The organism is Chitinophaga solisilvae (assembly GCF_009928525.1).
Classification (GTDB): domain Bacteria; phylum Bacteroidota; class Bacteroidia; order Chitinophagales; family Chitinophagaceae; genus Chitinophaga; species Chitinophaga solisilvae.
The window spans coordinates 200885-223611 of record NZ_JAABOK010000003.1 but is presented as its reverse complement, the minus strand read 5'-3'; the positions used below and the strand labels follow the sequence as shown (position 1 = coordinate 223611).

Annotated in this window: 14 protein-coding genes and 1 tRNA gene; 7 read left to right on the top strand and 8 right to left on the bottom strand. The window is 49.0% G+C overall.

From position 1 onward, the window contains the following. Nucleotides 1–19: 19 nt before the first annotated feature. Nucleotides 20–2479, top strand: coding sequence for a glycoside hydrolase family 31 protein (locus GWG06_RS06890; RefSeq protein ID WP_160712201.1), 2460 nt, complete (start codon nt 20–22; stop codon nt 2477–2479). Nucleotides 2480–2639: 160 nt separating this feature from the next. Here the strand turns inward: GWG06_RS06890 and GWG06_RS06885 are convergent, their stop codons facing one another. Continuing rightward, nucleotides 2640–6575, bottom strand: coding sequence for a glycosyl hydrolase family 18 protein (locus GWG06_RS06885; protein WP_160712199.1), 3936 nt, complete (start codon nt 6573–6575; stop codon nt 2640–2642). A gap of 450 nt (nt 6576–7025) precedes the next feature. Between GWG06_RS06885 and GWG06_RS06880 the strand changes: the two genes are divergently transcribed. Continuing rightward, nucleotides 7026–9113, top strand: coding sequence for a phage tailspike polysaccharide lyase family protein (locus tag GWG06_RS06880; RefSeq protein WP_160712197.1), 2088 nt, complete (start codon nt 7026–7028; stop codon nt 9111–9113). A gap of 47 nt (nt 9114–9160) precedes the next feature. Here GWG06_RS06880 and GWG06_RS06875 read toward each other — a convergent pair whose 3' ends face one another. Next, the gene (locus GWG06_RS06875) at nt 9161–10132 is read right to left on the bottom strand and encodes a hypothetical protein (protein ID WP_160712195.1); all 972 of its coding nucleotides are present in this window, start codon (nt 10130–10132) and stop codon (nt 9161–9163) included. A 300-nt stretch (nt 10133–10432) separates the two neighbouring features. Here GWG06_RS06875 and GWG06_RS06870 point away from each other — a divergent pair, with 300 nt between their 5' ends. Genes GWG06_RS06870 through arsB form a run of 4 tightly spaced genes read left to right on the top strand, consistent with a single transcriptional unit; the run spans nt 10433 to nt 13170 of the window. Beyond that, nucleotides 10433–10765 (top strand): ArsR/SmtB family transcription factor, encoded by a 333-nt coding sequence (locus GWG06_RS06870; RefSeq protein WP_160712193.1) that lies wholly within the window; start codon nt 10433–10435, stop codon nt 10763–10765. Between the two features lie 55 nt (nt 10766–10820). After that, on the top strand, nt 10821–11663 hold the full coding sequence (locus GWG06_RS06865) for an arsenite methyltransferase (protein WP_160712191.1): 843 nt from the start codon (nt 10821–10823) through the stop codon (nt 11661–11663). An 18-nt stretch (nt 11664–11681) separates the two neighbouring features. After that, on the top strand, nt 11682–12098 hold the full coding sequence (locus GWG06_RS06860) for an arsenate reductase ArsC (protein ID WP_160712189.1): 417 nt from the start codon (nt 11682–11684) through the stop codon (nt 12096–12098). A 1-nt stretch (nt 12099) separates the two neighbouring features. Continuing rightward, nucleotides 12100–13170 carry an ACR3 family arsenite efflux transporter gene (arsB, locus tag GWG06_RS06855; protein WP_160712187.1) on the top strand — a complete coding sequence of 357 codons (1071 nt, stop codon included), beginning with the start codon at nt 12100–12102 and terminating at the stop codon, nt 13168–13170. A gap of 61 nt (nt 13171–13231) precedes the next feature. Here the strand turns inward: arsB and GWG06_RS06850 are convergent, their stop codons facing one another. Both GWG06_RS06850 and GWG06_RS06845 read right to left on the bottom strand, forming a co-directional pair. Continuing rightward, nucleotides 13232–14107, bottom strand: a complete 876-nt coding sequence (locus GWG06_RS06850) for a hypothetical protein (RefSeq protein WP_235938187.1) — start codon at nt 14105–14107, stop codon at nt 13232–13234. Between the two features lie 175 nt (nt 14108–14282). Then, a tRNA-Ile gene (locus GWG06_RS06845) sits at nt 14283–14356 on the bottom strand. Between the two features lie 153 nt (nt 14357–14509). Here GWG06_RS06845 and GWG06_RS06840 point away from each other — a divergent pair. Further along, nucleotides 14510–15136 (top strand): HAD family hydrolase, encoded by a 627-nt coding sequence (locus tag GWG06_RS06840; RefSeq protein WP_127038339.1) that lies wholly within the window; start codon nt 14510–14512, stop codon nt 15134–15136. 56 nt (nt 15137–15192) lie between these two features. Here the strand turns inward: GWG06_RS06840 and GWG06_RS06835 are convergent, their stop codons facing one another. The 4 genes from GWG06_RS06835 to GWG06_RS06820 are packed head-to-tail and all read right to left on the bottom strand — an operon-like array spanning nt 15193 to nt 22568. Further along, nucleotides 15193–16329, bottom strand: a complete 1137-nt coding sequence (locus GWG06_RS06835; protein WP_160712183.1) for a family 20 glycosylhydrolase — start codon at nt 16327–16329, stop codon at nt 15193–15195. A gap of 2 nt (nt 16330–16331) precedes the next feature. After that, the gene (locus tag GWG06_RS06830; RefSeq protein WP_160712611.1) at nt 16332–17612 is read right to left on the bottom strand and encodes an IPT/TIG domain-containing protein; all 1281 of its coding nucleotides are present in this window, start codon (nt 17610–17612) and stop codon (nt 16332–16334) included. 30 nt (nt 17613–17642) lie between these two features. After that, nucleotides 17643–19289 (bottom strand): RagB/SusD family nutrient uptake outer membrane protein, encoded by a 1647-nt coding sequence (locus GWG06_RS06825; RefSeq protein WP_160712181.1) that lies wholly within the window; start codon nt 19287–19289, stop codon nt 17643–17645. Nucleotides 19290–19298: 9 nt separating this feature from the next. Further along, nucleotides 19299–22568, bottom strand: a complete 3270-nt coding sequence (locus GWG06_RS06820) for a SusC/RagA family TonB-linked outer membrane protein (RefSeq protein ID WP_160712179.1) — start codon at nt 22566–22568, stop codon at nt 19299–19301. Between the last annotated feature and the right edge of the window lie 159 nt (nt 22569–22727).

Below are 22727 nucleotides of genomic sequence, written 5' to 3'. Positions count from 1 at the left end.
TTATACTAAAATTTCGCTCATGATATTCAGAAAATCATTTCCCGCCATATGGCTCATACTTTTGTCTGCATTGCATTTCCAGGCATCTGCACAACAGGTAAAAACACCGGGAAAGATAAAAACCGTCAGCATCTCCGGCCAGCAGGTAAAAATCAGCACAGAGCATGCCTTTGCAGAAATCACCGTGTATAGCCCGGCTATCATCCGCGTGCGCATGGATAAACAGCCGCTTGGAAATGATTTCTCCTATGCTGTAATTGCCCGGCCCGTAGCTACCGCGGCGCAGATTACACAGAACAGTAACGAAATCAGCATCACTACAGATTCCCTGCGTATGCGCATCAGCAAGCATCCATTTGCCATCAGCTTTTTCAGCCCTTCGGGAGATGTTATCAGCGAAGACGAAACCGGCCTGACTACCTCCTGGATAGGCGATGAGGTAACCACCTATAAAAAGATGCAGGAGCAGGAAAGATTTATTGGCCTGGGTGAAAAAACGGGTAACCTCGACCGTAAAGGTGAAGGCTATACGAACTGGAACTCCGATGTGTTCGGATATGCGGCCAACCGGGATCCTATTTATGCCACCGTTCCCTTTTACATTGGCATACATCATCATCATAACTACGGCATCTTCTTCGATAACAGCTTCCAGAGCGATTTTAACTTCGGCGCCAGTAACAACAGGTTTTCTTCCTTCGGCGCAAGAGGAGGGGAGATGAACTACTATTTCATCTATCATCAGCAGATGAAAGATATTATTTCTTCCTATACCAGCCTTACCGGCCGCATGCCCATGCCGCCGCTCTGGAGCCTGGGATACCAGCAGAACCGCTACAGTTACTACCCGGACACTGAAGTATTACGCATTGCGCAGACATTACGGGAAAAGAAAATACCGGCAGACGGCATCACCCTCGATATTCACTATATGGATGCCTATAAGCTGTTTACCTGGAACAGGGAGCGTTTTCCACAACCCAAACAACTCACTGACCGTTTGAAGGATATGGGCTTCCGCGTAACCGTGATAGTAGATCCCGGTATCAAGGCTGAAGCGGGCTATGCCGCCTATGAAAGCGGCAGGAAGGAAAATATCTTCATCAAATACAGTGACGGACAGAATTACACCGGTCAGGTATGGCCCGGCTGGTGCCACTTCCCGGACTTTACCAGTGAAAAAGGCCGTCAATGGTGGCGCGGACAGATAAAATCGTATATCCGTGAGGGTGTGAGCGGCATATGGAACGACATGAACGAAATAGCTACCTGGGGCCAGAAGATGCCCAACAACGTTGTATTTGACTACGAAGGGCATCCCATAACACATCTGCAGGCGCACAACCTGTATGGCCTGCAGATGGTACGCGCCAGCTACGACGGTGCACGGGAAGCGCTGCAGCAGCGGCCATTCCTGCTCACCCGTGCAGCCTATGCCGGCAGCCAGCGCTACAGCGCCCTCTGGACCGGCGACAATCGCGCGGAAGAAGATCATATGTTACTGGGCATCCGGCTGATGAACAGCCTCGGAGTAAGCGGATTTTCATTCACCGGCATGGATGTGGGCGGCTTCACCGGCAATCCTGGTGTTAGTCTGTACGCCCGGTGGATGCAGATAGGCGCCTTCATCCCTTATTTCCGGAATCATACCGGCATCAATACCAAATCTGCCGAGCCGTGGGCTTTCGGCGAGGAGGTACTGGAAATATCGCGTAACTATATCAACCTCCGGTATAAACTGCTGCCTTATCTGTACAGCAGCATGTATGCATCTACGCGTACAGGCGTTCCCGTTATGCAGACGCTGGCGCTGAACAATGCCTTTGACTCCAGCGTATATGACACCCGCTTTCAGAACCAGTACGGATTCGGGCCGGCTTTCATGATAGCGCCTTTCGAAAGCACCAGAGAATTCGGAAAGATCTACTTCCCCGAAGGCAGATGGTATAATTTTTATACCGACGCCATTACCGGCGGCAGGCAGGAAATCACCGCCGACCTCAACATCAGAACATTACCGGTATTTGTTAAGGAAGGCAGCATCATTCCCATGCAGTCTTTGATACAATCTACCCGTGAGAAGCCCTCAGACACGCTTTCACTGCACGTCTACCAGGGCGGCAGCACCAATACGTTCATTTATTATGAAGATGACGGAGAAAGTCTGGACAATGAAAAAGGCATCTATTACGAGCGGGCCATCACCTACGATGCTCCCGGAAAGCAACTGACGCTGGCTAAGCCCGCAGGCGCCTACAACAGTCAGTTTCATTACATCAGAGTGATATTACATGGTTTCCCGGCACAGAAAAGTATAACCGTTAACGGTAGTCCCGTATCATTGCAATCCGCGGCATTATCTTTTCTGTCGCCCATTTCCAGGTTTGATCCCCAGGGCTCATTTATCCCAGCCGAAAGCTGCACGGTGCAAGAGGCAGTATTTGCCAATACCAATCAGCTTATTAACGTGGGTTTATAAGAAAAGAACGGCGCCCTGGTTTACCGGGGGGCCTTTTTCTTTTCAATTACGAATTGCGAATTACGAATTACGAATTACGAATGAAAAGCGAAGACCTGAGCAGATGTCGCTCAGGTCTTCGCTTTTCATTCGTAATTCGCAATTCGTAATTCGTAATTATTTACAACCGTATTACTTTCGCTGAAGACACCTTACCAGTTTGCTGGTTGGTAACCCTGATAATCCAGGTTCCCTGTGGTATCCTGGTCATATCGATGCGGATAGGTTGCGTTCCTTTGTGGCTGGAAGCATGTATCTGGCGGAGAAGTGGTGCACTACCTTTCAGATCCAGTACTTCTACCAGCAGTTTATCGTTATGAGCTGCCTCTACCTTAATCTGTACATCTGTGCCGGATACCGGATTCGGATATACGATAACCGGAGCGGAGCCTTGTGCAGCGGTAAGCGGAGCGTCGTTAACGGCGTTAACCGGAGCGCCGGCGCTTCTGGCTGTGGTAGTACCACCGGAGCAAGGGCCTACCAGTGTCCACCACCACCATGCGCTGGTTGGGGATACGTTGTAGATACCGTCTGCCTTGCATTCGTACAGATTATTATTTTCTACTACGCGCTCGCCTTTTGAGTAGATTTTCGGATAAGGCTGGTAAGCAGGTACGCCTGCGCAGTTACCGCCGCCACCGCCGTTAACGGTGATGCTGATGACGCCGGAGGTCGTAGTAGCGTTACTGTTATCTGTAGCCCTGGCAGTGATGCTGTAGCTGCCTGCAGCCACGTTGCTCCAGGTGTAGGTGTACGGAGCGGTGCTGTCTGTTCCCAGCAGGGTGCTGCCGTTGTAGAAGGCTACGCGCACCACAACGCCGTCGCTGTCAGAAGCGGCTGCCGTGATGTTTACAGTAGCCGGCGCCGTATTATATACGGTATTATTGGCCGGTGCGGTGATGCTTACCTGCGGAGGCTTATTATTAACAACACCATTTACAGTTACGTTAACTGTAGCAGAGGTAGTGGTAGCGCCGCCGTTATCGGTAGCGCGGGCGGTGATAGCATAGTTGCCAGCAGGAACGTTGTTCCATGCATAGCTGTAAGGCGCCACGCTGTCTACTGCCAGCAGGGTGCCGCCATTGTAGAAGGCTACACGTACTACTACGCCGTCTGAATCAGAAGCAGCTGCAGTGATGTTGATATTAGCCGGCGCGGTGTTATACACGGTATTGTTGGCCGGTGTGGAGATGCTTACGCGCGGAGGCTTGTTACCAGGAGTACCACCGAAGAAGTATTCGTAGTAGTTGTTCGCGAATTCATTGTTGTTGGCCTTATCCCAGTTGACAGACCATGTCATGATACCGCGGAAGCCAGGATAGCCGGCCGGGTTACGGAGCTGATAAGCGCCACCGTAGGACTGTCCTTTGATGAGATAATCCAGTGCTTTCTTCACATTGGCTGGTGAGATATAACCACCGCCGGCAGCGCTGGTAGTAGCCGGAATACCGAAGGCCACCTGATCCGGGCGCAGGGCCGGGAATGTCTGGCTGGTACCGGATACAGGGAATCCTTTCAGCAGCATTTCAGACATACCAACGATGAAGTCGGAGGTACCCTGGTTGTATACGCCGTTATCCAGCGCCATCACAGAACCGGTATTGTAATATTGTGTCTGGATGAAAGTAAGCTCGTTACGCAGACCGTAGATGATAGGCAGGTAGGCGCCTACCAGCGGGCTGTAGTTAGAGCCGTAAGCAGTTTGTACGTAGTAAGTTTCAGGCGCCATGGTGAGCCAGCCGTTTTTGCCCTGTCCTTTGCGGTAGGCCAGGATTTCCTTACAGGCGGCAATGAGGTTCACCACTTTCGGGGTAGTGGGGTTGGTGAAGTCTTTATCGCCATTGTCCAGCTGCAGGCTGGTACCGCCTTCAATATCCAGATCGAAACCATCGAAATTGTATTGATCCAGTATTGCTTTCATGGAAGTAACAAAAGCCTGTTTCTGAGCAGCGGTAGTGAGGTTCAGGGAACCGTTTTGTCCGCCGATGGAGAGCAGTACTTTTTTGCCCTGACCCTGCAGATACTGAACATCAGCCAGGAACTGAGCGGAAGTCTGGTTTTCAGGCACGAAGGAAATAGTAGCCTGGTCAGTACCACTTGTCGGGAAGGCGATTTCAATCACATTATATTTCGGATTGACATCACGGAGAGGGATATACGGAGATGGGTCAGAAGGGGAGCCCCAGTTCTGCCAGTATCCGACAATCACTTTACCGGAAGTATCAATTCCGCCGCCACCGGTGTTTACGGTTACACTTACGAGGGAAGAGTTGGTAGCAGCTCCTTTATCATCTGTAGCAACAGCTTTCAGTGAATAGGTGCCGGCAGGTACGTTGTTCCATGCGTAGGTGTAAGGAGAGGTACTGTCTACTCCAAGTTTGGTAGCGCCGTTATAGAATTCCACTCTTACTACGCGGCCATCCGGATCTGCGGCATTAGCCTGTATGTTGATAGTGGCGGGCGCTGTATATACGGCATTGTTAGCCGGAGCGCTGATGCTGATGGTAGGAGGGTTATTACCAGTACCACCGGCAGCAAAGGTTTCATTGATTTTATTAACGAGCGGGTGAATGGTATTAGGGCAAAAGATCAGTTTTCCTTTCGGAACGGTGGAAGTGGTCATGTTGGTCATGTCACCGTAAACCTGCCAGATGATAACGCCGGCGAGGCTGTTATCCTTGATGTATTGCGCTTTTGCTGCTACTGAGCGCTCGTTGTCGTAGCTCAGGAAGAAGTTGCCTTTTGTTTTGTAAGGCACTTTGGCATTATCGTCCCAGTGTTCTGTCCAGCCGGAACCGGAGCCTGTCTGCTGCTGGATGTAGCTGTAGTTGGGTGTTCCGTCCCATACATCTTTTGTCCAGTTGGTGTAGTCCGCGCAGGTCTGGATAGGACCATCCGGTTGTACGGTTTCGGGGCGTTTGGTGGTAGGGCCGTTCAATGCGGCAGCGCCGGTAGTGATTACGCCACGGCCATAGAAGGCAGCGCCGAGGTTCACTTTGTTCATGTTTACACCGAGGGCGCGTACTGCTTTGGTGGTAGCGTCCAGGGAGAAGCCGGCTACTTCCTGACCGGGATAATCGTACAGTGGGGAGTTATGGCCGGCAATACCAGACCATCCGCCGTTGTAGTCATAGGTCATCATGTTGAAGTAGTCCAGGGTGTTGTTCACACGGGGCCAGTCGAAGCCGGGAAGTTTACGGCCGGCGGCGGAGAAGCAGCTGGTCATCAGTTTGTTGGGACCAATAGCGGTTCTTACCTGTTCAATCAGTATGGCAAAGTTGGTGTAGTCTGCCGTGCTGTAACGTTCGATGTTCATACCGGGATCGTTAGGATACTCCCAGTCGAAATCAATACCATCAAAGCCCATGCTGATCAGCTGCTGACAGCCGGCAACGAATTTAGCGCGTTTGGTGGCATCGGCAGCAACTTCAGGATAATGTTTACACATGCTCCATCCGCCGATAGATGCCAGCACTTTTACACCTTTCTGGTGGGCCAGGTCGATAAGGCCGGGAGCACCACCCTGTTTGGGTACAGACAACGGAAAACTGCCGGATCTGCCGGTATTTACGTTGTTCCATCCGCTGCCGGAATTACGGTATCCCAGCGTGTAGGCGTAACTGTTATCTGATATGTAATACAGGACTTCCAGTTCACCATACAGCAGATACAGATCCCAGCTGCTGTAGATGTCTTCATTCAATAAGGCAGCAGGCTCCTGTACCGCGCCTACTGACCAGATGTTCTTGTTGCGGAAGTCGCCGCTGTGCAGCGATCCGTCTTTTGCTACGCCGAAAAAGGAAAAATTGAGAATGGTGTACTGTGAGTAATCCACGTTGAGATGATTGTAGCCGCCGAGCGGAGTAATGCCGGCAACATTTTTCCACGCATCCCATTGTGTGATGTACCCAATTACCTGTTTGTTGTGTGAACGGGTGGTAGCTGGCACATTCGGGCTAACCTGTGCGTTGCTGCTGCCACCGAGTAAAGTCAACAAACAACAGGTTGCTGCAATACAGCGGAGTACCATCCCTCCAAAGGTAGATTTTGGTGTCATAGATGTTTAATTGTTGATAATGGTTATTAAATACTAGTGCTCGTCTAATAGGATTTTCGTCTTCTGCTGACAGGTATGTGCTAAGCTATCGTAAGGTTTTTCTGTTCAGGATTTTCGATATGTAATTGAATTACAGATTCTGTTTCCACAAAGGAAAGGGCTACACGGAAGGGGAGTCGGATGATGAAGACAATGGTACTATCTTATCTGAAAAAAATATAGCTGCAAAAAGGCTGCAGCCTTTTTATTTTTTTATTTTCTTATTTTCTTATTTGAGATGTAAATAGAAGCGAAGACATGAGCGAAATAATATTCTTTATCCGCTTAAATCTTCGCTCCTCATTCGTAATTCGCAATTCGTAATTCGTAATTAACCCAAACGCATATCCTGTGCGTAGTACCTTGTTATCTTCAGAAAGAGTTCATTCGATAATCTTAAAAGTGAAAAAGATGACAGTAGTAACGCTGAATGATTTAAGAACTGCCACCTCTCTGGTACTGACGGAGGCCTGCCATGTACTGCAACACAGTCTGCCCGGAGACGGAGGCGGAGGTGTTTTTACCTGGGATGCCACAGATACCGTTTCTGTTGATAACAACGGTACGATTATTAAAAATATTAACAATGCCAACGGACGCTGGAAGAGAGTTTACGACGGGCGAGCTGTAAATGTGAAATGGTTCGGCGCCCGTGGCAATGGTATTGCTGATGATACTACCGCGCTGACACAGGCGTTTCGTTATAACACATTTATACCTGCCGGCAGGTACAAACTCACTTCTCTTATTATAGTGAGTAATGACATAATCCTTCACTGTGATAAAGATGCAGTGATAGACATCAGTGATATTACGACCGATACAGCATTGGTTTTTAAGGGAACCGTTGTCAGCTCCAGCCCGCTGCTGGCTGATCTGAACCCTGGCAGCAAGGAAATTAATTTTGCCGGCAGTGTGCAGAGAGGAGATGTTATCCGGCTGCAAACCAAAACAATACTATGGAATCCACTCAATTCACAACATTTTAAAGGAGAGCTATGTGAAGTTGAATCACAGGCTGGCAGTATCCGAATTACCAGCGGTATCTACGACAGCTACCCGGCAGCTGACACGATCGTTTCTGTTATCAGGCCCGTAGCGGTAGAAATAAATAACCTGACGATATTCAGCAACAGCGGTGGATATCGCCTTGGATTGCGTGTAATAAACGGCAGAAACGTACTGTTAAGAAACTGTACGGTTACAGGGGTTAATGAACGTGCTTTTGATTTGACAGAATGCCTGGGCGCGCGTGTGGAAGATGGCACTGCTATTTGCGATAATCTGCCCGCCAACGGCACCAATTACGGGCTGGCTGTTAACAGCAGCCAGGATGTTATTATACACGGTGGTTACTATAAGGGAATAAGACATGGTATTGCCACCGGTGGTACCTTTCCCTGCAGAAACATTAAACATATTGCGGTGACGGTTGACAATGTCAATCCTCCTCCGGAGAAGCCCGGCACAGTCTTTTATCCTGTTGGCGCCCTTGATTCCCATAGCAACGGAGAATTTTTCGAATACCACCAGGTGAAATGCCTGAATGGCGCATTATTACAGTCCAGGAACATTAAAATAAGCGACTGTTTTTTCAGGTCTTGCAATTACCGCAGCTGCCTGGAATTTTACCCGGAAGTAAGCGGTGGTTATTACACCCTGAATAACGTTTCTTTCGAAAATCTAATTGACAACTGTGCGGTAGCTGTACTTGCCGCCAGGGAGGGCAATACGCTTGACATGCTGGCAATGAATAACCTTACCGCCATCGTTGCGGGTGATGGTGTGCAACCTGCTGTATACAACATTGATCAAAGCGCCGGCGCCTTTCATCTCAAACAGGTACAGATATCTGATTTATCGGCTACTGTGCTGAAAGATGGTCTCCCGGCTTTAAAAAAACACCTGTTTGCCATCGGAAGGGGCACCAATGGCATCTCCGTTGGCAGCCTGACTTTAAGCAGCAGCTACCTCAGCTGCGATAAACAGAACTGGGGAGTATACTATATCCGTGTACAGCGGGGAGAACTGAACATCTCCAGATGTCTGATGTCTTCTATCGTAACGCAGGATGCCTCCTTCCTGTTATCCTATACACCGGCCACCAACGTTACCTTCAGCGAAAATGTAATGGATGGCGGTAACCAGTTTAACTTTTATCAGTTCCTGGGTATGGGCACATTGCGGTTATCGCAGAATATTATCCGCAACAGTACACGCTCCGGCGTGATGGTAAATAATGTTCCACTGTTTATCGCTTCAGACAATATCATCTCCAATGTTACTTCTCCGTTTGAGATAACGAATGTTGAAAAATTTGTAACTGGTATTAATCAGTGGGGAAATTATGTGCTGTACGCCGATAATGCCCCTTCAACCGGTGTCTGGAAAGCCGGGGATCAGGTAATCCATAAAGCACCTGCTGCCGGTAGCCAGAAAGGGTGGCGTTGCATAGCTTCCGGAACACCGGGAACGTGGAAGGCTGAAGGTGCCTTGTAAGGTAGCTCCCCGGTCTCCGGCAGGCGGAATCGGAGACCGGGAGCTGATTATTGTTGTAGTTCCGGCATTTCCAGCACCATCATTTTACCGGTGGCTGTAACGCCCAGTGCCGGTGGCGCTGACTGCAAAGTGGCTTCCAGCAAGTCTTTAGCCCCGTCAATGGGAAATGATAATTTAAACCCTATCACCTGCGGACTGATAATAACGCCTTTCGCATCGTAGATTTTTGACTTGATAGTAGCCAGCGCCTGCATGGCAGACTGGATAGTACTTTCATTGATCTGATCCGGCATTGGCATCAAAGGGGATATGTTTTCCCCGCTGATGCCGAGTGTCTGAATAATCATGGTGCCGTTCAGCTTTTTCTGCGAGGCGGCCAGGCCCAGCGAGTAAAAGGAGCTTAAATTAATGGAGTCGCTTAATACAGTAATAGATGCCTGTATACGCAGGCCAACGCCCATATATACCGGTACTTTGATACGATTGGATACTTCGCGGTCATGAAGCGGCCCAAGCGCGGCCGTTTTCACCTTCCGTATCTTTACGCCATTCACTACACCATAATTGGTGAGTAATTCCTGCTTGAGTTTAATGATACTGGTATCTCCTGACAATACACCCACTTGTTCATTTTCACCATATCTGGCCGGCATACTGGCCGTCGTATATTTAATGTAGTCAAGGATTATAGAATAACTTTTTCCGGCTCTGGCAATACTGAAAGGCCCGAAAGAAATGGTACCGTTCTGTCCTATTTCTCCGATAGCCAGCCTGGTAGCCTCATTGGGGAACAAGGCGAGCATCTCTTCCCGGTTAATGGTATCACTTCTTCTTTTATTATCTGTTTCATGTTTTATCGTCACCTGAATAGGGTCTATAGGCTGATAGCCAACCATTGTCAGGGATTCTTCATTTGCAGCTGCATTAAGATTTTTCAGGTCTGCATTTTTTTTCACCACATTACATCCAAAGGTGGTAATAAGGGATACCGCTAAAAGTAACTGATTACGGAAAGTCATGTGTGTACGTTTTGGGGAATAGTTAAATAATCAGGTATGTCCGGGAATGCTTGCTGCAACCCGATTCTACATGCCGTTGGTTATAACAGTCTGCTCAGATAAATTGAGGTTTAATAAAGGGTATGGGAAAAATCCGGGGCATTGATATGATGATTAAATATAAAGCAAAAATTTCAACCGGAGAAATTAGTTTGAAAGGAGAGATGAAGTATTATCGTAGTTACATCCTGAGAAGGCAGGTGAAAAATAAAACTTTGGAATCTGCAACAACAATCGTAATATTGCGATAATAAGGATCATATGGGTGCAACAAAGACGACGTTGTTTACCAGGCAACAAAATGATATAGCCAATATGGCAAAGGCGCTGGCTCATCCGGCACGTATTGCCATACTGCAATATCTTGTAAAAAAGAATGCCTGTGTATGCGGAGATTTAGTAGAGGAGTTGGGGCTTGCGCAGGCTACTACCTCCCAACATCTGAAAGAATTAAAAAATGCAGGCATCATCCAGGGAACAATTGAAGGGGTGAGTATTTGCTACTGTATCAATCCTGCCGTGTGGAAGCAGTACAGGGAATTATTCAACAGTTTCTTCAAGGATGTAACGTTAGCAGGCAATAAGTGCTGCTAAAATTTTTTGGCTTCAATCATCGCAATATTGCAATAATACATTTAAAGCAAAAATTATGGAAAAGGAACAACAGATAAAAGATCTGGTAAAGCAGAAGTACAGCGAGATAGCGATGCAGGATAAGGCTACCAATCAGGCCTCCTGCTGCGGCTCCGGCTGCTGTTCTACTGAGGTATACAATATCATGAGCGACGACTACACGCAGCTGGAAGGATATAATTCAGATGCTGATTTAGGTCTTGGCTGCGGCCTGCCCACTCAATTTGCAGCCATAAAAAAGGGAGATGTGGTAATAGACCTGGGCAGCGGTGCAGGGAACGATGCCTTTGTAGCCCGCTCGGAAACCGGCGAAACAGGCAAGGTAATCGGAATAGACTTTACTCCTGCCATGATTGACCTGGCGCGCCGGAATGCTGAAAAAGCAGGATTTCACAATGTAGAATTCCGTCAGGGAGATATTGAACAAATACCTGTAACAGCCAATACTGCAGATGTTATTGTAAGTAATTGCGTGCTGAACCTCGTGCCTAATAAAGCAGGTGTATTCAAGGAAATTTTACGTGTATTAAAACCAGGAGGCCACTTCAGTATCTCTGACATTGTTCTGGAAGGAGAACTGCCTGCCAGCATTCAGCAGGCGGCTGAAATGTATGCGGGCTGCGTATCTGGCGCCATTCAGAAAGAGGAATACCTCGGCCTTATTAATACTACCGGATTTACGGATGTAACTATTCAGCAACAGAAAGCGATTATTATACCTGACGATATTCTCAGCAATTATCTGTCACCCGAACAAATCGCAGCTTTCAGGTCATCACCAACAGGAATTTACAGCATAACCGTCTATGCTGCAAAACCAGCCGAAGCAGGTTGCTGCGCCCCCGGCTGTTGCAGTTAAACTTATAAATCAACCACCATGAAAAAAATACTGGTCCTGTGTACCGGCAATAGCTGCAGAAGTCAGATGGCAGAAGGATACCTGAAACATTTTGCAGGAGATAAAGCTGAAGTCTACAGCGCCGGCGTGGAAACACATGGCGTAAATCCCCGAGCCATTGCAACCATGCAGGCTGATGGTATTGATATTGCTGACCATACATCAAACAATATTGATGAGTACAGGTCCATTGATTTCGACTTTGTAATTACAGTGTGCGATAATGCAAAGGAACGTTGTCCGTTCTTTCCTTCGGGAGCCCGGAAGTTTCATTACAACTTCCCGGACCCGGCAAAAGCCACCGGTACAGAAGCCGAAATTATGGAGCAATTCAAGGCAGTACGCGAAGAAATAAAAAAATACAGCCGGAACTTCATTCAGGAAAATATAGCATAATATGAGCGCGAACAATTGCAACCCTGCAGCGGAAAGGAAACGGCTTGGCTTTTCAGACAGATACTTAACACTATGGATATTCCTGGCTATGGCTGCCGGGGTGGCGCTGGGATACTTTATACCTGCCTCAGTTACGTCTGTAAACAGCCACGGCAGCGGAACAACCAATATACCACTGGCCGCCGGATTGATCCTGATGATGTACCCGCCATTGGCTAAAGTACGCTACGAACAAATTGGCAAAATCTTCCGCAATGTGAAAATACTGACCACTTCATTAGTGTTAAACTGGGTGATTGGTCCTGTACTGATGTTTACATTGGCGGTACTGTTCCTGAGAGATTATCCTGCATACATGACAGGACTGATACTGATCGGGCTTGCGCGATGTATTGCTATGGTAATTGTATGGAATGAGCTGGCAGAGGGAAACAGGGAATATGCAGCCGGACTGGTAGCGCTAAACAGTATTTTTCAGATACTGCTTTATAGTTTGTACGCTTATGTATTCATTACCGTACTGCCGCCGCTTTTTGGTATCAAAGGCATCAACGTAAACATTACTGTAAAAGAGATTACAACCAGCGTCGGCATCTATCTGGGTATTCCTTTCGCTGCCGGTATAATCAGCAGGTACACGCTGATTGCACTTAAAGGTGAAAACTGGTATCATCGGAAGTTTATCCCTTTCATCTCTCCTGTAACACTTGTCGCTTTATTATTTACCATCGTGGTAATGTTTAGTCTGAAAGGAGCACTTATCATAGAGCTACCACTGGATGTTTTACGCATTGCATTGCCGCTGGCAATATACTTTGCATTAATGTTTGTGATGAGCTTCATTGCCGGAAAGAAAACGGGCGCCGATTACCCGCAAACCGTCTCGATTGCGTTTACTGCTGCCGGCAACAATTTTGAACTGGCGATAGCAGTTGCTATCGGGGTATTTGGCATCAACAGTGGTGAGGCCTTTGCCGGAGTAATAGGGCCATTGGTAGAAGTACCTGCATTAATTGCCCTGGTACATGTTGCCTTCCGGCTCCGCAAAAAATACTATCCCATTCCGGCCTGATATACTAGGTAAGCTCACCAATTACGTGAAGCCGGTCATCTGATCGGCTTCACAGATATACCTACAGCGATTCCATAACATTATTCTCCACATTATACACCGGCAGCCCCTTTATACACGCATATCTTTCATCGCCGGACAAATAGTTTAACTGCCCTTTTCTATCCCTGCTTTCCCGGAAATGGGACTTCACATAACCTGCTTCTGCACTAAATACCTGCAGCTCTCCTACATGTTCTTTCCTGACGAAATAGGCATTGTTGCCATAGGAGTTTGAGCCTACAAAAGCATATCCCTTTTCTTCTGCCAGCACACATAACGCCTTGAGGGAGGCGCCAAAGTAAAGGTGACTGTAATGGGCATGCTCCCTGATAAAATCCGCCTTATAGGGTACCGTAAGCGCCCGCTCTTTTCCCAGAACACTGTTATATTCAACTACCACAATTACGGGTTGTACCGCCTGGATGGCCTTCCATATCCAGTAATCATTACCGTCTATATCTATAGACAACAGACCGATTTCACCGGATAAACCGCCCGCAGTAATCAGGTCATTGATATTTTCGGCGGTGATAAAAGACTGCACCACTTCCAGGTTGTGCTGGTAATAAATATCGTCTGATTTAATGTAGTCAATACTTTTCTGGCCGCCATCGATCAGCAGCCCGCTCCAGTTATCGTTTTTGAGGAGAAACCGGGTATTGGATTCAACATAGTTTTCTACACCGAATTCTATAAATATCTTATTGGGAATAGCTATTTTATGAATGAGGTACTGAATAATACCGTCATCGCCCGATTGGGAAAACACCTTGAATTCAGCTTCAGCAAGATCACGCAGGATAGGTAATTGCTTATTCTGCCTGGCGAGCAGTTTTCCCAGCAGCAGGATATCTGTCTGCTGAATCTTTCTGGAAGTATACAAGGAATGATACAAAACATTTACTAGTTTCCTTAGTCGTTTCATCTGGAATGAAGAGGTAGTTTAAAAAATCTCTTGCTCCCATTCACAACATAATATATAAATTATTGTTCATTTCGTTGGATACCGGAATATGGCAGAAAGACGAAAGGCCTCCAGCCGTAATCCGCTGAAAGCCTTTCGTGTAGTGTGGTCCCACCAGGGCATGATCCTGGGACCCCCTGATTATGAGTCAGGTGCTCTAACCAACTGAGCTATAGGACCTGTTCCGAAGAACTGATTTCCCCTTTTCAAGGGACGGCAAAGTTAATTATTTCCCCGAATTATCCTAAATTTTTTTTAACATAAAACGGTAACGCCTCTACTTTAATAAAAACCTCCTTTCTTTGCAACGTCATTACCTATTACAGATTGAGTATGCAAGGCATTAAAAATATCATTTTCGACCTCGGAGGCGTTATCCTCAACATCGATTATAAACTTACCAGCGAGGCTTTTCAGAAACTGGGCGTCACTAATTTCGACGAATTATATTCTCAGTTTCATGGCTCTGACCTCTTCAACGGATTGGAAACCGGACACGTTAGCACTGCAGAATTCCTGCAGGAAATGCAGCAACACGTGCCCGCAGGCGTAACGCCGGAACAGATCACAACCGCGTGGAATGCCATGCTGCTGGACTTCCCCCTGCAACGCCTGCAACTGCTCCAGCAACTCAGACAATACTACGGCCTGTATCTGCTCAGTAACACCAACGCCATCCACCTGGATGCCTTTCATAAAATTCTGCAGGAAAGCCGCGGAATCCCGTCCCTCGCAACCTTCTTCGACAGAGCCTATTACTCCCACCTGATGGGGCACCGGAAACCCGATGCTGCTTCCTACCAGATGGTGCTGGATGAAAACGGCCTGAAAGCAGCAGAAACACTATTTATTGACGATACCCTGCCCAATATAGAAGGCGCTAAGGCAGTAGGATTACAAACACTCCACCTGCAGGCGCCTAAAACAATAACAGACATCTTCAGACCGCAGAACGGCTGATAAATAAAAGCGGGGCCGCTCTTCAGCAGCCCCGCTTTTATTTATCAGGATATTCATTACCGCTTCGCGGCATCCCGTATACCCTTAAACAGCGCCTTAAAGGTGTCAGCATTATCTTTCGCTCCCGGCCGGAATTCGCCCTTGCCATAATAGGCATTGATAAATTCCCGGGTACTGATCCACATCGTTTCAAAAACACCTTTCATCCGCTGTGCCACCGGCAAAGCAAATTCTGCACGGGTGCCATCTTTCCGGCCAGCCAGTATCTGATCCAGCTGTGCCAGCGCCACGTCTGTATTGGCACAGGCGCTTGCCAGCACATTAAACCCTTTCAGCGCAAAATAAGCCGGAGTAGGAGGGGCACTTTCATACTTCCAGTCACAGATCACAATATCTTTCGGAATACGGTCTATCGCCCGGTGCGTATCATTCATACTCGCCTGCCAGGCCAGCAGATTAGTGGTTTTGCCGTCTATCAGACGATCGCTCCACATCCACATCTCACAGCCCTTCTGCTTCAGATGCGCATGCAGCATATTAATGTATTCCGCTAATATGTCGGATTTATCGCGGCCACCGCAGCGGGGACATTTATCATAACCCACAATCCATGCTTCATCCAGTCCCACATGCAACGCATCGGCCCCGCATACGTCTATCAGTTCGTCCATAAGAGGAAACAATATCCCGGGTAAATCCGGATGCGCCGGACAAAGACTTTTGCTGTAGAAATCAAACATCCCTCCGTTCTTCCAGGGCACCGGCGGATTATAGTCCGGCGATTCATCAAACTGCGGATAATGCTTCAGCAAAGGACCAATCTCTGTCTGCTCGCTCTGATGCGCCAGCAGATTCATGGTCGGAATAAACCGGATATTGACATCTCGGCACGCCTGTACAATCTGCAATAACCCTTCTTTGGAAATCGCATTCGGTTCGGCCAGTTCCGGGTGCGACTGAAACTGGTACCAGTATTCAATCCGCAGCGCCAGCGTATTAACGCCTTCTTTAGGCAATGCCTTCCTGATAAAGTCACACAACATCGGTATGTCCTGCTTCTGGGGCACACTCAGCAACAATCCTCTTACCGGCAGCTCCTGCCATTTAAAAGAGCGGAAATCCTGTGCATTGAGTTGCAGGGCAACCATAATGCTTCCCCATAATAACATCCATTTTAAAGATCTTTTTCCCATAGTTATTCTGCGATTACTTTTCTGATACGATTATTCTTTCTGTCTACAACATATGCGGTGCCGTCTTTCCCGATGGTGATACCGGTAGGCGCATAAAACAAGGCTGCTGCACCGGCGCCATCTGCAAAGCCGGCCGTACTGCCACCGCTATAGGTACTTACCTGCCATGTACCGGTTGTAATAAGACGGATGCACTGGTTGGTATTCACCGATGATCCGTCCCACGTACCATTGCCGGCAACATAAAGATTGTCATTGGCATCTGCTGCAATGGCCCACGGATATTCAAACCTGGCAGTGCCGGCCGCACCGTTCACCAGACCGGTGACGCCCGCCTGCCCGATGGTAACCCCTTTCTCCCAGGTACCGTATTTGTATTCCTGAATGACGGAGCTGCCATTTACTACCACGAAAAGATTGCCTTTACTGTCTACCGTTACATCTGAAGGATAGGACAGTCCGGTTATAATCTGCTCCGCGCTTCCATCCGGCTTTACTTTGAAAACACTCCCATTGCTGCGCGCATCTGTGTAATAGAGCGTGCCATCTCTTTTGTCAATGCCGATACCCCAGGCTTCCATCCAGCCCACCAGAGAGGTGGTGCCGTCAGGCGTGATTTTACGGATGGTCCAGGCAGCAGGATCAGAAGTGAAGACATTACCGGCTTTATCCACCACTACGTCCAGCGGCAGGTAAAACGATGCTGCAGTGCCTTTACCTTCTGCGTACTCATTTTTGCCGCTGCCGGCCAATGTGGTAACAGTGCCGTCGGGCGCTACTTTGCGGATACGCCGGTTCTCCGCTTCGGCTACATAGAGGTTACCGTCGGCATCAATATCCAGCCCGCAGCGGTTGCCGAAGTTAAAGGCGGCCGCTGCCCCCTTTCCGTCGGCATATCCGGCGGAGCCGTTGCCGGCCAGCGTACTCACCACATACGATGTCTGATAACCGAAATCTTCCTTACTGATGCCTGCCTGCCCGTCTATTGTAACGGTGATCTTGCCGGTACCGGCTTTACGGGGAACCACAATAAGCAAGCGATCTTCCACAACGCCCTCTACATAAGCTCTCACCCCGTTCACGGTAACGGTTATACGACTGGTATCCGGACTGAAATTACTGCCGTATATCAGCACTTCGGTACCGGCGCCGCCGGTAGCCGGCGTAAACCTGTCAATGACCACCGGCGACGAAGAATCATGTTCAAACGTTTTCTCTTTTTTGCAACTGCTGAATGCCAGTATGCTCGTCAGCAGTAACAGATAATATCGGATGTGTTTCATGTTGTCTTTGTTTATGAGATGAAGCCATTATCACCAGCCCGGGTTCTGAACAAACTCAGGATTACGGCCGCTCACCTTGTCCATTTCCGCCTGCGGAACGGGCAGCCAGTAAGCGCGTTTCGGATCGAATACGCGTTTCTCTACAACCGGATAACTGTAGGTTACATTACCGCTGCCGGTAACGGTAACCCCGTGTATCTCGCGGTTATCTGTGACCTCTGCTACTTTCCAGCGCCGTACATCCCAGAAGCGATGCCCTTCCAGCGCCAGCTCTATCCTTCTTTCATGACGGATACGTTCGCGCAGGGCTTCCCTGTTACCTCCGCTGACGGCAGGTATGCCGGCACGGGTCCTGATGGCATTGAGTGCATTATATACCTCTGCACCGGGCCCGGTGGCTTCATTCTGCGCTTCTGCATAGTTGAGGTACAACTCGGCAGTCCGTATCAATACCCACTTACGATCGGTAGCGCCGGTACTGGAAAAGAGGTTCACCCCCTCCAGCAGATATTTACGGGGCCAGTAGTTGGTAGCATGCTGCCCGGGACGCGGAGCGTCTTCCCCGTTCGGGTTCAGCGGCCGGCCTTTCCACATACTGCCAGGGAACAGGATGGTAGCATAAAACCGCGGATCACGGTCTTTGTAAGGTTGCTGCGGATTATAACCGGAAGCCGGATCTGTAATCGGCAACCCGGTACGCTCCATCTCATAATCATCTACCAGCTCCTGTATAGGGTTTACATTACCATAACCATTGGCGCCCCGCGGATTCATCTCCCGGTCTATACCTCCATCACCGTAAGCGCCCGGCGCCGGCCGGCTCCAGATCACCTCCCTGTTGAAATACTGGGTGAAAATCTCAGAATAGTTTTCATACAGCGTATAGCCGTTAACGAGAGCAGAGTCAAGCGCGGCCTTACACGCTGCAGCTGCCTGCGTCCAGCGTTGCTGGTCGTTGGCGGGATTATACAACGGACTGGCATAATACAAAAGGGCGCGGCCTTTCAGCGACAGGGCTATTACCCGCGAAGCCCGCCCCCAGTTGTTGGGCCGCTCTGCATATGTTGGCGGCAGCAATGCCATGGCATCGTCCAGGTCCCTGACAACAGCACCCATCACTTCCGTGATACTGTTACGCTTAAAGTAAATGCCATCCGGATTGTCAAACGGATTCTCCACCTGCTGCAACAACGGTACATCTCCCCAGCGGCTGATCAGCTGGAAATAATAAAAAGCCCTCAGTACCAGTATTTCTCCCTTCAGCCGGGATCGCCGGCCTGGGTAATTAGGATCGTTGGGCACCTTATCATAATTCTTCAGAAAGAGGTTACAGGAGCGGATCTTCCCGTAATATTCATTCCATTGCCCGCTAAGCGGAAAGTTAGAGGGACTCATAGAACCGGTATTAAAACTTCCGGCATCAGCGCTCGAATTATCGATGGCCTGGTTGGTTTCATCTGTAGCGCTGCTGAGCGGCCATCCCCAGGGCTGAAACATATTAGGCAGACTTTGATACGTGGTATTTACAAAACGCTCTGCATTCTCAATATTCTTAAACACCTCTTCTTCCGTAATCAGGTCACTGGGTTTCCGGTCAAGGTAATTTTTCTTGCAGGCACAGATACATAGTATCAGTACTGACAGCATACCTGTTCTAATATTCACTGTTAGTTTCATGATCTAGGTTTAAAGGTTGATGGTAATACCGGCATTATACACCCGCATAATAGGGTAGGGCTGCCATCCCCAGCGGTCTGCTGTATTGGCCTCCGGATCTACGCCCAGGTCTTTGACATGATCCCAGCTCACCAGGTTCATACCGTTCACGTATACACGCGCACTTTTCAGCTTGACTCTCTTCACCCATTCGCGGGGCAGACGATAGCCTACCTCCACATTCTTCAGCTTGATATAATCTGTTTTTCTGATCCAGTAGGTAGAACTGATGAAGTTGTTGGACATATTGCTTTCTACGAGATGCAATGCGGGAAAAGTCGCCTTATCTGCAGTTTCAGGCGTCCAGCGGCCCTCATGCACAGGGCGGTAGCTTTCCCGGTAATTGAATACCAGCTGGGCCGAATACATCTGACGGCCGCCGGTAGCACCCTGCAGCAGCGCGCTCACATCAAGCCCCTTGTAGTCAACCCCCAGCGTAATCCCAAAATAACCTGTCGGTACATTCAGCATGGGCAGCATCACCCGGTCTGCTTCGTTGATAATCCCGTTCCCGTCGATGTCCCGGTATTTAATATCTCCCGGTATCAGCGGAGCAAATGTCTGCTTCGGACTTTTCGCGATTTCATCCTTACTCTGGAAAAGCCCTTCGGCAATGTATCCAAGCCCGTAGCCGATAGGATTGCCAACCTGGCTCTGATAGGCATAAGCCAGCTTAGGCTCATCCATCTCCAGTATTTTATTTTTTACATATTGATAGTTGGCTTTTGCGAAGATGCCCACCTGTTTGATGTTGGTGTTGACATTCAGCTCTACCTCCACACCCCTGTTTACTACACGTCCCAGGTTTCGGTTCAGCGCGGCGGTTATACCCAGATAACCGGGTATAGATCCGGCTTGCGTAAGAATATCGCTCCGCAACTCGCGGAACACGTCCAGATTCAGTTTTATCTTGTCTTTCAGAAAACCTGTTTCTACGCCAATGTCTGTCTTGGAGGCTTTTTCCCAGGTAATAGCGGTGTTACCGATCCTGTTTTCCACATATCCGCCGGTGCCGGATGCAACGCTGCCGAAGGTAAAGCCGTCTGTTTTGGCAAAGTCGGAGATATACAGCCAGCGGCCATTCCCAACCAGGTCGTTACCTACATAACCATGTGACAAACGCAGTTTCAGGTAGCTGAGTGCAGCTTCTTTAGGCATAAAACGTTCATTGCTGATCATCCAGGCGGCAGATAGGGCGGGGAAGAAACCATAGCGGCGGCCGGGAGGGAAGTTCTCAGAACCGTTGTAACCGGCATTGAATTCGAGGTAATATTTTTTGTCGTAGTTGTAGGTTAAACGCCCTACATAACCTTCGTATACCCGTGGCAGGTCACCGGACTGGGAGCGGTAGTTGCGGTTGAACAGCAATAGTCCGCCCAGTGAATGCCGGGCGAAATCGCGGTCATACATCAGTTTCACATCGTAGTAGTAATAACGTTCGCCGCTGGTGGCGCCGGAGCGTTGCAGGCTGGTGGCTGTCCGGTGCTGGGTATACATTCCGCCGCCGGTACCGGGAACAGATTTGTAACGATAGGAATCGTACTCCTGGTCAAAAGCGACGTTGATGGAGCCATAGTTCTCGAAAGTAAAAAGGCCTTTCACTTTCAGGCCGGGAGTGATGAAATCCAGTTTGCGCGTCAGCGCCACGCTGCCGTTGGTGCTGTGCCAGTAAGCATCCAGGTAACCGTTGCGGGTGAGCAGGCCATATGGATTATAGAAGTCTTCCCGCATATTGCCGGAAGCGATGCTGCCATCAGGATTCTTCACCGGTGTGAGGTTGTTGGTCATCTGCGACAGCACGACCCACAGAAATTCAAAGTCAGCCCTGTCTGACGACGGGCCGGTACGGTTTTCCAGGCGGGAGGCCAGGTCTACCTGCAGGTCGGTGTTCTTGTCCAGCGTAATATCTACATTGGACCGGAAGTTGAAACGGTCGTACTTATACTTGATGCCGTATACGTTTTCGTTGGCATGCTTGTAAAGCGGCTCCTGGCGCAGGTAAGAGCCGGATACAAAATACCGCACATATTTGGACCCGCCGCTGATATTCATATTCAGCGTCTTTTGGGGAGAAAAATTTCTGATCAGTTCATCATACCAGTCAGTGTTGGGATAATCATAGGGTTTAAGCCCTGTGCGGAAATATTCCAGTTGCTGGTCGGTCCATACCGGTGGCATACCGTCATTTTTCGCCGCTTCATTCTGCAGCATGCCGGAACGGTAGGAGTCCAGGAAGCGGGGAAAAATAACCGGCTGCTGCAGGGCATACTGTCCGTTGACCTGTATGTTGGGCGGGCCGTCCTGTCCGCGTTTAGTGGTAACGAGTACAATTCCGTTGGCTCCCTGGATACCATACAGCGCTGTGGAGGACGCATCTTTCAGGATGGTCACGGATTCAATTTCATTGGCATCCAGCTGCCCCAGGTCGGCATTACCGCGGGGAAGCCCATCGATCACTATCAGCGGATTGGTGGCGCCGGTAGTATTGATACCTCGGATAAACAGCTGCGAATAGTCGGAGCCGGGACGGCCGGAGCGCTGCGCGGTAATCAGGCCGGGCAGGCGGCCTGCCAGCGCATTGGTCAGGTTGGCCACCGGACTTTGCTTCAGCTCTTTGGTCTGTATGCTGCTCACAGCACCGGTAACACTCTGCCGGATCTGTTTCTGGCCATAGCCCAGCACTACCACTTCATTGAGGCCCGCTTCGGAGGCCTTGAGGGTGATGGTATTCAGCTGAGTCCGGCCGTTGATGGGCACTTCCTGGGAGGCATATCCCACATAGGAGATAATGAGCACGCCTTTGGCGGGGGCGCTGATAGAAAAGTTCCCGTGTTCATCTGTGGTAGTACCGCGGCTGGTCCCTTTCAGCTGCACGTTCACGCCTATCAGCTCTATTCCGTTGCTGCCCGCAATCTTACCTTTTATGGTAACATCCTGCCGTTCACCGGCAGGAGAGATGACCACCAGACTGTCTTCCAGGATGCGGTAGGTATAAGCCTGCTGCAGTACCTTATCCATGATAGCCGGCAGCGTGGCATTCTCAAAATGCACCTCTACCTTGTCTGTAGCGGGAAATGTTTTATAGTTGTACAGAAAGCGATAGCTGCTCCTGGTTTCGATCCATTCCAGCAACCGGCGCATTTCCATCTGTTTATTACTGATGGAAAACCGGGTTTGTGAATAAACCGCAGCACGCAGTTGCAGCACAAAAGCAGTCATCAATATCAGGCAAAGCTTCATACACAATAGTGTTTTTCTCAATAAGGACCTGGGAATGGCTGGTTGTGGACACAGCTTTTTTTTCATACATTTGGTTTGAATGTTAGGCAATTGGAACACATGACTTCCCGCACGGAAATGAAGTTTCCATGTTTGACAGTAAAGGGGAGTGTAGCAGCA